General features: G+C 48.7%; 11 protein-coding genes. 10 read left to right on the forward strand and 1 reads right to left on the reverse strand.

Translation table 11 applies throughout. From position 1 onward, the window contains the following. Window positions 1-211: 211 nt before the first annotated feature. The 3 genes from PCI15_RS10750 to PCI15_RS10760 all read left to right on the forward strand — a co-directional run bounded on the left by PCI15_RS10750 (window position 212) and on the right by PCI15_RS10760 (window position 5999). Complete coding sequence (locus tag PCI15_RS10750; protein ID WP_271274334.1) at window positions 212-1990, forward strand: tetratricopeptide repeat protein; 1779 nt, start codon at window positions 212-214, stop codon at window positions 1988-1990. Continuing rightward, window positions 1965-4790 carry a DEAD/DEAH box helicase gene (locus PCI15_RS10755; protein WP_271274335.1) on the forward strand — a complete coding sequence of 942 codons (2826 nt, stop codon included), beginning with the start codon at window positions 1965-1967 and terminating at the stop codon, window positions 4788-4790. Before PCI15_RS10750 ends, PCI15_RS10755 begins: the two co-directional genes overlap by 26 nt. 135 nt (window positions 4791-4925) lie before the next feature. After that, window positions 4926-5999, forward strand: coding sequence for a hypothetical protein (locus tag PCI15_RS10760; protein ID WP_271274336.1), 1074 nt, complete (start codon window positions 4926-4928; stop codon window positions 5997-5999). Between the two features lie 103 nt (window positions 6000-6102). Here the strand turns inward: PCI15_RS10760 and PCI15_RS10765 are convergent, their stop codons facing one another. Continuing rightward, the gene (locus PCI15_RS10765) at window positions 6103-7155 is read right to left on the reverse strand and encodes an NAD(P)-dependent oxidoreductase (RefSeq protein WP_271274337.1); all 1053 of its coding nucleotides are present in this window, start codon (window positions 7153-7155) and stop codon (window positions 6103-6105) included. Between the two features lie 664 nt (window positions 7156-7819). Here PCI15_RS10765 and PCI15_RS10770 point away from each other — a divergent pair. The 7 genes from PCI15_RS10770 (at window position 7820) to PCI15_RS10800 (ending at window position 14848) form a co-directional block, all read left to right on the forward strand. Further along, the gene (locus tag PCI15_RS10770; protein WP_271274338.1) at window positions 7820-8698 is read left to right on the forward strand and encodes an NAD(P)-dependent oxidoreductase; all 879 of its coding nucleotides are present in this window, start codon (window positions 7820-7822) and stop codon (window positions 8696-8698) included. 2 nt (window positions 8699-8700) lie between these two features. Next, entirely contained in the window at window positions 8701-10266 is a 1566-nt protein-coding gene (locus tag PCI15_RS10775) for an aldehyde dehydrogenase family protein (protein ID WP_271274339.1), read from the forward strand. A gap of 75 nt (window positions 10267-10341) precedes the next feature. Next, the gene (epsC, locus tag PCI15_RS10780) at window positions 10342-11124 is read left to right on the forward strand and encodes a serine O-acetyltransferase EpsC (protein WP_271274340.1); all 783 of its coding nucleotides are present in this window, start codon (window positions 10342-10344) and stop codon (window positions 11122-11124) included. Window positions 11125-11128: 4 nt separating this feature from the next. Next, complete coding sequence (locus PCI15_RS10785) at window positions 11129-12031, forward strand: VOC family protein (RefSeq protein WP_271274341.1); 903 nt, start codon at window positions 11129-11131, stop codon at window positions 12029-12031. Window positions 12032-12058: 27 nt separating this feature from the next. Continuing rightward, window positions 12059-13225 carry a M20 aminoacylase family protein gene (locus PCI15_RS10790; RefSeq protein WP_271274342.1) on the forward strand — a complete coding sequence of 389 codons (1167 nt, stop codon included), beginning with the start codon at window positions 12059-12061 and terminating at the stop codon, window positions 13223-13225. A 27-nt stretch (window positions 13226-13252) separates the two neighbouring features. Then, window positions 13253-14176, forward strand: a complete 924-nt coding sequence (locus PCI15_RS10795) for a LysR family transcriptional regulator (protein ID WP_271274343.1) — start codon at window positions 13253-13255, stop codon at window positions 14174-14176. Window positions 14177-14236: 60 nt separating this feature from the next. Next, the gene (locus PCI15_RS10800; RefSeq protein WP_271274344.1) at window positions 14237-14848 is read left to right on the forward strand and encodes a LysE family translocator; all 612 of its coding nucleotides are present in this window, start codon (window positions 14237-14239) and stop codon (window positions 14846-14848) included. Window positions 14849-14921: the final 73 nt, after the last annotated feature.

Raw genomic sequence — 14921 nt, forward strand, 5'->3', positions numbered from 1 at the left:
CCATATATAGACAAACAAACGAATGGATAGATTTGCCCCCTAAATGTATGAATGTCCCACATAGGCTTGATGGATTGGGGTTAGATGGAAGCTTAAGAGCTGGTATCTAGCTAGTAATCATCTAAAAAATCAATATTTAATCTCCCAAAATATGGGAAGCTGTTGCATCTATGTTGAACAGTCTTTACAGGGAGTATGGAGTTAGTAAGTGATGGATACACTTACAAAAGGACATGCAAAGGCTGTAAGTCGCTCTGTTTTATTAGACATAAATCGATTGTTTTCGAAAGGTGATCATAAAGCCGCGTTAGCATTAGCTCAAAACACCTTATCTGAGTACCCATTAGACACTCAGTTACTACAAACAATTGGCCGAATCTATCTACGTATTGGTAAACCTAAAAAAGCAGCTGAATATCTAAAAAAAGCTCTCAACATGAAGGAGTTACAACAAGAAGGTTATTCTCATTCAGAGTTCAGTAGTGATGACATCACATATCTAGATAATCAAAGTGATTCATTACAAGAGAATGAATTCATAATAGGATTTGATAAAGATGCACAGTCTGATATCAACGCTCCCAGTACACGCCCAAAACTTACTCTGAAGGGGAGAAGTAAAGAGATATTATCGATCAGAAGCGCCGCAGATGTAAATGCAAGTAATAACGCCACAGATCAAACGGTGGGATCAACTGCTTTGACTATTACGGAGCAGGGTCAAAACCTAGATCTTCAGTGTTTCAATCGTCCAGTTATAACATTCAAAACGAAAAAAAATACAGATAAGCAATTAGAAGTAGATGATCTAGAGGGAGAAAATCAAGATTTCACAATCAGCAATGAGATCGATAAGATCGTTGGCTTAATAGAAACATGTACAAACCATGTTAAAGATCCAGAGCCAGAGTCAGAGCCAGAGCCAGAGCCAGAGCCAGAGCCAGAGCCAGAGCCAGAGCCAGAGCCAGAGCCAGAGCCAGAGCCAGAGCCAGAGCCAGAGCCAGATATCCATATTTATGAGGCAGATGAATGTTTGGAGCTTCTCGAACAAGGGATTTATTCTGATCAAGAGACAGAGTTTTCTTCAGATGATGAGCTTTTTTATAGCATCCAGAACGAATTTAATGCCGATCCTGAAGTTGGAATAGACGTACCTAGCTTCAATGATCTATTTGATGATACTGATCTTTATGAGTTCTGGTCAGAAAATGATCAATTGGAAGAAAATGAAAATCATGATTTAGAAATATCTAATACTCTCACAAAATACCAGAGAGCCAGGCAAGAAGCTGTAGATTTTATTAATGAGGTGAATTGGTCAAAATCAGAACTTGACTTGATTACAACTATTTTTTTTGAGAATGGCTGGTCTGCTACAAAGCGGACACTACTAGAAGAAATCAATAAAGGAACTTCTGTTGAAACCATAGAAGTTGCAAGGGAGTTAAAGCTCCTTTGGAAAGAAAGTGAAAGGTATTGGATATATTTTTCTAGCCGTAAAAAAGATCACACTATTGCCTCCTATGAACACTTTAGTTGGAAGCAATCAATAAGGCTTATCAATATTTATACTTCGCCTCCCCCCATCGAAGAATTACATGAGATGTTAGAAGTTGAATTTGAGTATTGGTATTCAAATCAGATTCTTCGCAGAAAGTATCCTGCCTTTATTAAATATCTGCTTTATTACAGGTTCAGCGAATCAAAATTGTTATTGCCTTCAACAAATCAGCTATTTTTTTTCAATGGACATGATGATTGTTTATTGGATGATAATGGTTTGTTGTATGAGAACTCAGATGAATACGAGAAATTATCAAGGTGTGGAATTGAACTCAATAATACTTTTACCGCGAAAAGCTATTATGTTTCGGATATTCCTTTTGACCACAAGGAAGGAGTTTTGCTTTATCCCAAGGTGTTAAAGAAAAGACAAGCCATTGTGCTTCAAGAGGAAAATTTGGATGACGAATATGATGAAAAAGAATAGGGATTGTTTAACACCTGTTAAAAACTGCTGGGTAAGTCGCGGTGAAGAAAGAGGTCTTGTTCTGTCTACTATGGATGGAGTTGATGGCATCAGTGCTAAGGTCCGATTCCCAAAAGATAGAAATGAAAAAATAGTAAGCATACGTGAGCTAACCTCAGGCTTTCAGGTCGGAATGGAGGTCAGACATGTTACAACTAGATCAGGTATAAAGTCTTTAGGTGAAGGTCAAATTCTCAAAACTCGGACGCTTGGATTTAGTGATCAAGTATTAGTCGAGTTCCCAGATTCAGGCTTCACAAAGTGGCTGCCTTATCAGAATTTAGAGTGGATTAAGGGGGCTAAACATCGATTTATTGTTGGTGATGTTGGTCCTGAAGATAGTGCTGAGAGGTTCAGATTAAAGGTTCTTGCCCACGCTATTACAGCCTGGAACGAAAACACAGGCTCACTATCTAGGTTGGATATAGACCCGCTGCCGCATCAAACTAACCTTGTTCATCACATCCTCGCCTCAGGAAACTTGAATTGGCTAATTGCGGATGATGTTGGTTTGGGAAAAACTATTGAAACAGGGATGCTTATTAAGGCATTAAGACAAAGGGGCCAGGCTAGAAGAATTTTACTTATCACACCTGCAGGGCTCACCGCACAATGGAAAGAAGAATTGCATCATAAATTCGCTTTGAGTGATTTTGAAATTTATGGGGAGAACTTCAATATAGATGCCCCACGAGAGTGGAAAAAGCACGATGATGTAATAGGCTCGATAGATAAATTCAAAGACGAGAGGCACCTCGAAATCCTCATGCAAGCAGAACCTTGGGACCTTGTTATTTTTGATGAGGCTCATAGGTTAAGTCGCAGGCAATATGGAATGAAATTTGATGCGTCGCAGCGTTTTCAGCTTGCCCAAGAGTTAAGAAAAAAGACTCAAGCGATCATTCTCTTGTCAGCAACGCCTCATCAAGGGATGCCTGATAAATTTCAAAGCCTGTTAATGCTACTTCATCCTGAAAGGAAAGAAGACATAGAAACATTGGCGCTTAATCCTGAGATTCTCTCCGATATGATGTTCAGGAATAATAAGTCTGATGTGACTGACATAGATGGAAATTTCATATTTCATGGAAAAACAACAAAAGCTCTAAGAGTTCCTTTAGGGGAAGATGCAAAAGAGTTTGATAAAGCCCTGCAGGCGTATTTAAGACAAGGTTATGCAGCTGGTTCTGAACTTGGCTTTAAGGGCAATGCGATTGGGTTTGTTATGACTGTATATCGCAAACTGGCCGCGTCAAGTGCACAAGCGATACATACAGCGTTATTACGAAGAAGAGATAGACTTCATGGTGAACTTAAAAATCCTTCTGAATCTTTGGGTTATATATCTGACGAACGCTTTTGGGGTGAGTATGAAGAGACAATCGATCCTCAACAAGAAGAGTTTTTTGAGGGCGAGTTGGAGCTATTAGACAATTTAATAATTAGAAGCCAGAATCATTTAGATTCGGATAAGAAAATTAAGATTTTTATGGATGAGCTTATTAACAATATTTTGGCTAAAAATACTAATGAAAAAATTCTCATTTTTACTGAGTATCGATCAACACAGGAATATATAAAAGCGGCTCTATTAAAACGTTACGGTAATAACGTTGAGTTAATAAACGGCTCTATGAGGCATCACGAACGGCGAGAAGCTATAGCTCGGTTTGAAGATAGTGGTCAGTTTATGATTTCAACTGAAGCTGGTGGGGAGGGTATTAACCTTCAGAAAAACTGCCATGTTATGGTCAATTATGACCTGCCTTGGAACCCGATGAGATTAGTCCAACGAATTGGTCGTTTATACCGTTATGGGCAGAAAAAACGAGTAGTTGTATTTAATGTCCATTCGCCTGATACCGCAGATGAGCAAGTTATGGACATGATGTATGAACGTATTGGTCAAGTTGTTATAGATTTAGCGACTATAGGGAATGAATTCAATGAAAAGTTACAAGATGACATTCTTGGTGAAATCGCCGATATGGTTGATATTCAAAGTATACTTGAAGATGCAACAGTTGCTGGAATATCAAGAACACAGGATCGAATTGATGAGGCTATGCAAAAGGCCAAAGAAGCAGCATCCAAGCAACGTGAATTGTTCGAATATGCGGCAAGTTTTGATCCAGATGAGGCAAGGGAGGAGCTTGGAATTACTTCTGAGCACCTAAAATCTTTTATTAAAGGTATGTTTGATTATCTATCCATCGAAATAATCGAACAAACTCACAAAGGTTTTGTGTGGCATATAAAGCTTCCAGAATCAGTAATGGAAAAGTTAGGGGTTAAGCGCAGTAGATGGGAGATTACTGTTGATAGAATAACTGCAGCTCACAGAGCTAATACTGAAATGATGGATATGGATAATTTCCTCATGCAGTATTTGATTGAGCAAGCTCAGTCATATGACTTTATGGGACAATCAGCCGTTTCTTTAACACATAACCTAATGGGAGGAGCTTTAGTTTCAGGTTATTTAAGATGGCAAAACGAAAATGGACTCAGACAGCGTCAAGAATATGCTGTTTGGCACGTCGACAATGAAGGTGGAGTTACATCTAATCCTGCAGAGCTATCAAACTGGTTAAAAGAAAAGGCTGAAACAGCAGGGATTTCGGCTCCAAAAGATTTAAACAAAATAACTTATCAGGCAGTAGATGAAGCGGCTAACAAACGTTTGCTAGAAGTCAGTAATAAGTGGCTTCACCCCGACAGCTATCAAGCAGTTGCTTCTGCTTGGCTCAATCTAAGTTGATTAAGGAAAAGGAGTGGAGTTAGGTATTGATTTTTTGCCATCGTAATAAATTAGTCAAAAGGAAGAATCTGACCCCGTTATGCTTGTGTGTTAAAGGATGAGTAGGGAAATTCTAATTTAAGTATAAGGACATGTATGAGTGCGATACTGTTACTGCCAGTTGGAGTACATGTTCCTACGGGTAAAGTTGTTGCTCCTGATGAAGTTGAACGCGGCAACGCTTGTAATTGTGAGTGCGTTTTTTGCGGAGCTCCACTTCAAGCCCGTCAGGGGGAGTTAATAGTTGAGTATTTTGCTCATCAGGCAAAAGCTGTTGATGACGAGAATATCTGTCCAGCTACAGTGGAAAGGTGTATTTTTTGGATGGCAAAAAAAGTATTCGACGAGGGGGATACGATAGCTTTACCAGATTTCCAATACACACTTGAGAACCTTGTTTATCGGATAAAAAAGAGCTATGACATAACGGAAGCCAAAACACTTGAATACACTCTGGAATACTTTCCAGAGATCAATACTGCTAATAGTGAAATTCGGGTAAAGCTGAAGATTCGCAACCATCCTCTAGTTGTTGTTATTTCATATGTTGATAGGACCCCAATGCTAGAAGAGTCAAGTATTCATGTGTCATTGAATGTTTTAGTTGAGTTGCTTGAAGGCCGCAGTAAGGGGTTTAAAGAAGCAATGAGCAGGATTCTTCTCCAGCATACTGAAGCAAAGAAATGGATTTATCACTCACGTCAAAGGCAAGAGAAATGCGAACAACATTTCGAAGGTCTTGTTGAACTTGAAAAGCTAAAGGCTGAAGAGGCGGCTCAGGCCCGTAAGGCCCAGCAAGAGCAAGAGTGGGCTGAAGAGAGGCAGAGGGCTGAAGAGCGCCGCAAGATTAGAAGTGTTCCTGTCGAGATTCAACGTGTACAGAAAGAGCAAGCTTTGGAGCGGGTGAAGGAAAGAGTATCTGAATTAGTCGCTGTCGTGGAAGAGCTTTACGAAAGCGGAGTATTGGCTGGTAAACGCTGTGAAACCTGCTTGGTAACCAGAAATCATAATATTAATAAGTGTGAATACTGTGGTGATGAACAGCATGAGATTTTCATGTTGAATAAGGCGGCTTTGGCAAATCTTTACAGCAAGTATTACTGTGCAAACTATGGCTCTCGGTCATTAAAAGTTCTGCCTGTCTTCAGTAAATTTGAATTCATTGAGTGAGCTGTGGGGTCAGACATTGCTCTTTGCCTTTGAAGTAAATAAGCCAAGAGGAAACACCTGGCCCCGTTATGTAGTTATTCCATCATTACAACGTGCAGTGTGTTTAATTTGCCTTTGAATGAGGGTAAACACAGTCAGGCTGTCCTGCTAAACGTCTGTCTGTTGAGTTAATCACCAACGGCTGATTATCCAGCACGTTAAAGACATGAGTGACTATATCCTGCTCCAGGCGCTGCCAGGTATCTTTAGTCCACGCCGCTAAGTGCGGGGTGAGCACCGCGTTATCTGAATTGAGCAGTTTAGCCATTGGGTGGTCATCTTTATTTAGGGGCTCTTGCGAGTAAACATCTAACCCACAACCGGCGATAACGCCCTGTTCAACACACTCTACTAGAGCTTCTTCATCCACCGTAGCGCCACGACCGACATTGATTAAAAACGCGCTGGGCTTCATTGCTTCCAGCACTTCCCGGCTAATCAGTCCTGTGGTTTCTGCGGTTAAAGGCACACAGATACAGAGTGCATCTGCCTGTGCGGCAAGTTCAGGTAAGGAATCGACTTTTTCCACACCGTGATCCTGCATTCTTGCACGGTCCATACGTGGGCTGTAGCCTTGTACTTGCATACCAAATCCTGAGCACATCTGAGCTAATTCAGCGTTAATATGACCCACTCCGACGAGGCCTACGGTTTTCCCTCTGAGTTCAAACCCCTGATTCGCTTTACCTGGTGCAGCCCAACCCGCCTCACACATTGCCCGATGCATTGGTATAAATTTTTTAAAACAGTTAATCAGCAGTAAAAATGCCGTTTCAGCAACGGCAAAACGCGCGTAATCAGGACAGTTCACTACTCTTACACCCAAAGCTTTAGCGGCTGTAAAGTCGACAGAATCTATACCTGTGCCCATCTTTATCACAGTTTTTAAGTTTGGTTGTCCTGCCTCCAGCACTTCCCGGGTTATGTTTCCATAGGTGTACATGAGAATGCTCGCGCCTGCGACGGCATCGATCAGTGTTTGTTGTGCTTCATCCTCCGTGACAACAACCTCGCAGCGTGTGCGTAGCGTTGCCAGGCACCGTGGAATCGCAAAGCTGGTGCCATTTGTTTCATCCGGAGATTCAGATCCTGCTTTGATTACAATCGGCTTACGCATCTGGTGTTTCCAATCAGTTAAGTAAATGAAAAATCATGCTGAAATATAACTGTTACAATATGGTCAGGTCTTGTTTTGTCTTTGTAGTAAATAAGTCAAAATGAAAGACCTGATCTTATTACCTGATTCTCAGAAGTTATTATCATTTTTGACACAAAGTTGCTTAGCGCTTAGTATTTGGTTGTGAGCTTTGGATATCCCTGTTTCGGCAGCCCACCAAAGACATAAGAGTTAAGAAAAGCCCGCCATACGCGGGCTTTTTTTATTTTGTCAGCTTTTCACCTTTAAACATACTCAGATGTTTTTTAATTATGTGAATCCCTTTGCAGGCTTGTTTTGTCTTAAAGAAAGATAAGCAAAGGGAAAAATCTGACAATGTACTTGTACTTTAAAGTCTTCTGAAAATTTGTAAATTTCCTGCCGACCTTGATTAGGCATAACACTTGGTAGTCGTGCTACCTGACTCCAATCTGCTGCCTTAGCTTGCTCCCTCCTCTAAGCACTCCATAAAACCCCAACTCCCACCCCCAACTCCCAATCTTCTCCTACACTCTTTGTGTTGCCTAAATCAGAACAATAAACCAAATCTTATCTCCTTATTCGTAACAGTCTGTTGGGTCAGAATGGGGGAAATGTGATTCTCAATTATAAGAAAAGGTAAATCATGGCGAATAAGACGGTAGGTGTAATCGGCCTGGGCGCAATGGGTTATGGCATGGCCAAAACCCTGTTGCGGGAAGGGTTTCAGGTGGCAGGTACGGATTTGGGTGAAGCGCAGCGTGCAGCGGCGGCAGAGTTAGGGGTGCAGATGGTTGACAGTATCGCTGCACTTTGTGAACTGACGGATACCTTTGTGTTGTCGTTACCGATGGCGAAGCACGTGCAGGCGGTGATTCAGGGTGAGGGTGGCTTGCTGGAGCATGCGCCGGCGGGCAGCCTGATGATTGATACCTCTACCTCTGAGCCGGATATTACCCGTGATCTGGCCGGTTGTCTGGCCAGCAAGGGCCACCAGATGCTGGATGCGCCAGTGAGCGGCGGGCCGGCAGGTGCAGCCGCTGGCACCATGGTGATGGTGGTGGGCGGTGAAGCCGCCGCGCTGGACCGCGCTATGCCGGTACTGGATGCCCTGAGCAGCAAGGTGGTGCACCTGGGTGACAGCGGCAGCGGCCATGTGGCCAAGCTGATCAATAACCTGCTGTGTGCGGCCCATTTGGTGACGACTGCGGAGGCGGTGGCGCTGGGTAAGCGCGCCGGGCTTGATCCTGCATTGTTAATTGAAGGTCTGAATGCTGGCTCAGGCCGCAGTGCCATCAGTGAAGTGAACTTCCCCCGCTGGATTCTGAATGAAGGTTTTGACTCCGGTTTTACCATGCAACTGATGCGTAAGGATGTTCGTTTGGCGAAGAAGCTGGCGGCGGATATGCAGCTGGAGTTGCCTGTTGCGGAGCAGATCGCGCAGATCTGGGCTGCCAGTGAAGACAACATCGCAGACGCTGACGATTTCAACTGCATCATCAAGAACGCCGGGCTGGGAGAATAATCATGACCGTATTAGCCAAAGAATTTACCGTTGAACAGAACGGTGCCGCTCAGGTGGCTGAGCTACTGAACAGCTTATTTGATGACAGCCGGGCCGCAGCTACCTTTGGTAGCTGGGTTAACGGTGCAATGCGCATGGGTAACGGCGAAGCCATCAGCCTGATTAACCCGGCCACCGGCGCGGAGTTTATGAGCTATGCCGATGCCGGTGAAGCGGTGGTTGAAGACGCCGCCGCTGCCGCCAGTGCGGCACAGAAGCAGTGGTGGGCGTTACCTGCCAGTGCCCGTGCCCGTGCGATGTGGGCCTGCAGCATCAAGGTGCGTGAGCATGCTGAAGCGCTGGCCCGTCTTGAGTCGGTGTCTGCCGGTAAGCCGGTGCGGGATTGCCGGGTAGAGGTGGCTAAAGTCGCCGAGATGTTTGAGTACTATGCCGGCTGGTGCGACAAGATGACCGGCCAGGTGATTCCGGTGCCGACGTCTCACCTTAACTATACCCGCCATGAACCGTACGGCGTGGTGACCCAGATTACGCCGTGGAATGCGCCGGTGTTTACCTGTGGCTGGCAGATTGCCCCGGCGATCTGTGCCGGTAACGGTGTATTGCTGAAGCCGTCTGAGCTGACCCCGTTAAGTTCTACTGCGCTGGTGAAGCTGATTGAAGATGCCGGCATTCCGAAAGGGCTGGTTAACGTGATTAACGGGCTGGGCCACAGCACCGGTGCGGCGGCCATCAGCAACCCTGTGACGAAGAAGGTTGTGTTTGTCGGTTCTCCGAAAACCGGTGGCGTGATTGCTGCGGCGGCGGCACAGCGGGTGATTCCATGCGTACTGGAGCTGGGCGGCAAGTCTGCCAATATCGTCTTCGATGATGCGGATCTGGACCGTGCCGTGGTGGGTGCTCAGGCCGCGGTGTTTGCTGCCGCCGGGCAGAGCTGCGTATCCGGTTCCCGTTTGCTGGTGCAGCGCGGTGTGTATGACGAAGTGGTAGAGCGTTTGGCTTCAGCCACAAACAAAATTCCGGTGGGCCTGCCGTGGCAGGACGACACCATGGTGGGGCCGATTAATAACCTGGCTCAGTTCAGCCATGTGTCAGCACTGGTGGAGCAGGGTAAGGCTGCCGGTGCACGGGTTGCTGCCGGTGGCTGCGGAGCGGATATTGCCGGCGGCGAGGCCGGCTACTTCTTCCGCCCAACGGTACTGGCGGATGTCGATAACAGCATGGCGGTGGCGCAGGAAGAGATCTTCGGCCCGGTGGTCTCGGTGATTCCGTTTGATGACGAAGAAGATGCGATTGCGATTGCCAATGACAGCCGCTTTGGTCTGGCCGGTGCGGTCTGGACGGCGGATGTGGGCCGTGCTCACCGCATGGCCGCGGCCGTGAATGCCGGTACCTTCTGGGTGAACAGCTATAAGGCTATCAATGTGATGTCACCGTTCGGTGGCTTCGGTGAAAGCGGATATGGCCGTTCCAGCGGCTATGAAGGCCTGCTGGAATACACCCAGACCAAGAGCGTCTGGGTGGAAACCGCGAAGGATGCCGCCATTCAGTTTGGCTATTCCATCGAATAATCGCGAAGACGCTGTGCGGTCGGTTCAGGTGAAAACCTGAGCCGGCCGGGCAGGCGCGAAGAAGAGGCATATCTGATGACCGATTATAAACGCGAGATAGATCTGACAACCCTGTGGCCAACGGTGGTGGCGGAAGCTGAACTGGCAGCGCGGGATTTTCCGATGTTGGAAGACTTTTACCGTCGCAACATTATTCAGCACGATAGCTTTGCCGGCGCGCTGGCGTTTGTGCTGGCCGAAAAGCTGCTGGACCGTGATGCGGGCGGGGCTGCTGAATTGAAAGATCAGCTTAACCAGTGGCGGACTTTTTTACAGCAGCAGATCACTGCAGAGCCGGCCATTGAAGAGGCGGCTTTTTGTGATCTGCTCTGCCAGCTGCAGAGCAATGCCAGCATTAAAGACCATTACACGCCGCTGCTGCACTTCGCCAGCTATCAGGCGTTGCAGTGCCACCGTATAGCGCATCATTGCTGGCACAGTGATCAGCGGGCAATGGCCAGCTATATTCAGGGAAGGGTGGTTTCCCTGTTCGGGGTGGATATTCATCCCGGGGCCAAGATTGGCCGTGGCATTTTTATTGATCATGCCGTGGGCGTGGTCGTGGGTGAAACCGCAGTGATCGAAGACAACGTGACCCTGTTCCAGAATGTCACCCTGGGTGGCACCGGTAAGGGCAGTGGCGACCGCCATCCGAAATTGCGTGAGGGCAGCTTTGTCGGTTCCGGCGCGGTGATCTTCGGCAATGTTGAAATTGGAGCCGGTGCCAAAGTGGCCGGTGGCGCAGTTGTGGTCAATGACATTCCTGCCGGCACAACCGTGGTTGGGCCAAAAGGCCGGGTGCTGAATAACAGAGACTGAAACAATGAATAATAAACGTGCTGAAAATCATTTGGGAATCGACCATCCGCTGGTGGCGGTTCGTGATATGGATAAGGCCTGCGAAGATTTTGCCCGGCTGGGTTTTTTTATTAACCCCCGGCACCATCATCCGTGGGGCACCGACAACCATTTGCTGATGTTCCCGGAAAACTTCATTGAGGTGATCAGCATTTATGATCACAGCAAGCTGGACCTGACCAACGAGAAAGGGTTTGCCTTTGGCCGCTTTATCAGCAATTCCATTGAGCGCAAAGAAGGCATTTCACTGGTGGCGCTGCACAGTAAGGATGCCCGGGCGGATCATGCCCTGATGGAAACCCGTGGGGTGGAAAATATGGGCATTGTGGAGTTTCGCCGGGTGGCCCACCGGCCCGACGGCACGGAAGAAGAGGCTGTGGTTTCGCTGGTGATGCTGATAAACTCCGATGCCCCGTCGGTGTCACATTTTTTCTGCCATCAGCATAAACCGCACCTGGTGTGGGTAGAAGACTGGATGACCCACCCGAACGGCGCGAATGGCATTACCTGTGTCAGCTATGTGGCCCGTGAGCCAGCGTCACTGGCGGCCCGTTTCAGCGGCATTTACGGCCCGCAGGCGGTGACCCGGGAAGACGGTTATATGAAGGTTCAGACCGACCGGGGCATATTTGAAGTACTGACACCTGAGCAGGCGACGATTCGCTTTCGCGGGGTGGACGTACCCGTCAGCGATGATCAGTTACCCGGCGGCGTAGCCATTCGGGTGAGTACCGCATCACTGCAGCAGGCGAGCGACTATCTGGATGCCGGCGGCGTTGAGTATATCCGCACCGATGACGGCGGCCTGCGCATACCGGCACATTATGCCGGTAACACCATTATTGAGATTTATCCGGACTGCGGCTGACATGCCGAAGCCCAGAGGAGAAGACAGATGTCACTGATAGAACAGGAAGGCCAGCTCCATCAGCAAATGCGTGACTGGCGGCGGGATTTACACCGCCATCCGGAAACTGCCTTTGAAGAACACCGTACCGCGAAAATTGTTGCCAGCCTGTTAACGGAATTTGGTCTGGAAGTGCATACCGGCATTGCAACCACCGGTGTAGTAGCCACTCTTAAGGGCAAGCTGGCGGGGGATGACGCCATTGCCCTGCGGGCGGATATGGATGCGCTGAATCTGCAAGAGCTGAATACCTTCGATCACTGTTCGGTGAATGCCGGTAAGATGCATGGCTGCGGCCACGACGGCCATACCTGCATGTTACTGGGGGCGGCAAAGCATCTGGCGGAACACCGGGATTTTGCCGGGACTGTGGTATTCATCTTCCAGCCTGCTGAAGAAGGTGAAGCCGGTGCCCGGGCCATGTGTGAGCAGGGCCTGTTTGAGCGTTTTCCGGTGAAAGCGGTATATGGCATGCATAACTGGCCGGGGCTTGAAAGCGGCGAATTTGCCGTGCATTCCGGGCCGGTGATGGCGTCTATGGATGTATTCGATATCACCATTACCGGTAAGGGCTGCCATGGCGGTATGCCACACCTTGGGGTCGACCCGGTGGCGATTGCCGGCCAACTGATTACCAGCCTGCAGAGCGTGGTCAGCCGGACCATGAACCCGCTGCAGTCCGGGGTAATCAGTATCACCCGGATGAAAGGCGGCGAAGCCTATAACGTGGTGCCGGACAGCGCGACCCTTTCCGGCACCTGCCGGGCATTCTCAAAAGAAACTCAGGATCTGATCGAATCCCGCATGCGCCGTCTGGTGGAAAGCATCTGTCAGGCATACGGTGCCACCGGCGCGCTTGATTACCGCCGGGTGTATCCGTGCACGGTGAATGATGCGGCGCATGCTGATATCTGTGCCAGTGTGGCTAAAGCGCTGGTGGGTGACGATAAAGTGGATCTCACTCCTGACCCGAGCATGGGGGCGGAAGATTTTGCCTTTATGCTGCAGGAACGCCCGGGTGCGTACGTTTGGGTGGGTAACGGTTCCAGTGAAGGCGGTAAAGGCCTGCACAATCCGTATTACGACTTTAACGATGACATCCTGCCACGGGGTGCTAACTACTGGGTTGAACTGGCCCGGGCACAGTTGGCCTGAACCGGGTTGGCTGAGTAGTCATTCATCATGAAGGCGATTAACGAAAAGCGGGTGGCTTATCTCTATGAGGCGGTTACCCTGGGCACTGTCAGGGCAGCGGCGGACAAGCTGAATGTCGCGCCTTCTGCGGTGAGCCGGCAAATCGCTTTACTTGAAGACGAACTGGCCATGACCCTGATCGAGCGGCACCGTAAAGGTGTCACCGTGACGGAAGCCGGTGAGCTGGTGTTACGTTACTACCGTGAGAGCCTGGCAAACGAAGAAGACTGTGTGGCCAAGCTGCAGGCCCTTAAGGGGTTGCAGCTTGGTCATATACAACTCGCGGTTGGCGAAGGCTTTGTCGGTGATTTAATGGCCGGGCCGTTACCCGAGTTTCAACGCCATTATCCGCAGATCACCGTGGGCATTACCACCGCCGGGAGTAACGAAGTGGTACGCATGGTGGAAAGCGATGAAGCCCATATCGGCCTGCTGTTCCAGCCGGGTAATCATCCCGGTATCCGTTCTCAGGCGGTGAGCCGTCAGCCTACCTGTGTCATTGTTCATCCGGAACATGAGCTGGTGGCGGTTGCCGGGCAGGGGGCTGTGAGTCTGGAACAGTTACTGGATTATCCGGTGGCGTTACCGGAAAGCCATTTCGGTGTGCGCCAGTTACTGGCCATGGTGGAATTTCGGGAGCAGTTTCGGTTTACCCCGGTAATGACCAGTAATTCAATCGCGGTGCTTAAGCATTTTGTCCGGGCAGATATGGGCATCACCCTATTGCCGGAGTTTGTGGTGGCGGCGGAAATTGCTGATCAGCAGCTGGTGACCATCCCGGTGGACCACAACTTGCTGGCCAGCGGCGAAGCGCACATGATTACCCGGCTGGGGCGACATCTCTCAGCCGGCCCCCACAAATTACTGCAACACCTGACTGCATGGATGCGGGCATTCCGGCCTGCCGGATAAAAGGTTTATTTTCTCCCATCCGTGCCGTACATTGGCTGTCTGATTCATGGAGACATTCTGATGGCACTTGATACCTGGCTGATCTATTTACTGGCGGTTGCCGGTCTTACCCTGACTCCTGGCCCGAACAGCCTGCTGGCGCTCACGCACGGCGCGCTCTACGGGCACCGCCGTACCTGCCTGACCATTGCCGGCAGCTGCAGCGGCTTCATGCTGATTGTGGCGTTGTCGCTGCTGGGTATTGGCGCACTGTTGCAAACCAGCGGTAATATTTTGCTGATCATGAAATGGCTCGGCGCGGCTTACCTGATCTACCTGGGCATTCAGGTGTGGCGCAGCCCGGCGATGTCCATGAGCCAGCCTGCAGAACCAAAGCGACGGAGTAATCTGGCGCTGTTCCGTTCCGGGTTCACGACGTCGGTCTCTAACCCTAAGGTTATTCTGTTTTTTGCGGCGTTCTTTCCGCAGTTCATCGACCCGGAACGCTCGCTGCTCACTCAGTTTGTGGTGATGGCACTGACCATCGGCGTGATGGAAATCATCATAGAGTTCACCCTGGCCCGGGCGGCATTTCAGCTACGGCCGGTGCTGGAACGCTCCGGCAAGATCTTCAACCGTTGCTGCGGTGGCATGTTCGCCGGGATTGGTGTGGCCTTACCGTTCAGTAACTGAAACAGGGTGCGGTATAAGGTATCAGACTGATACCGGAGGCCGCACCGACACTTCTGAACTCAATTTAAGTCAG

The sequence above is a fragment of the Aliamphritea hakodatensis genome, assembly GCF_024347195.1.
Classification (GTDB): Bacteria; Pseudomonadota; Gammaproteobacteria; order Pseudomonadales; family Balneatricaceae; genus Amphritea; species Amphritea hakodatensis.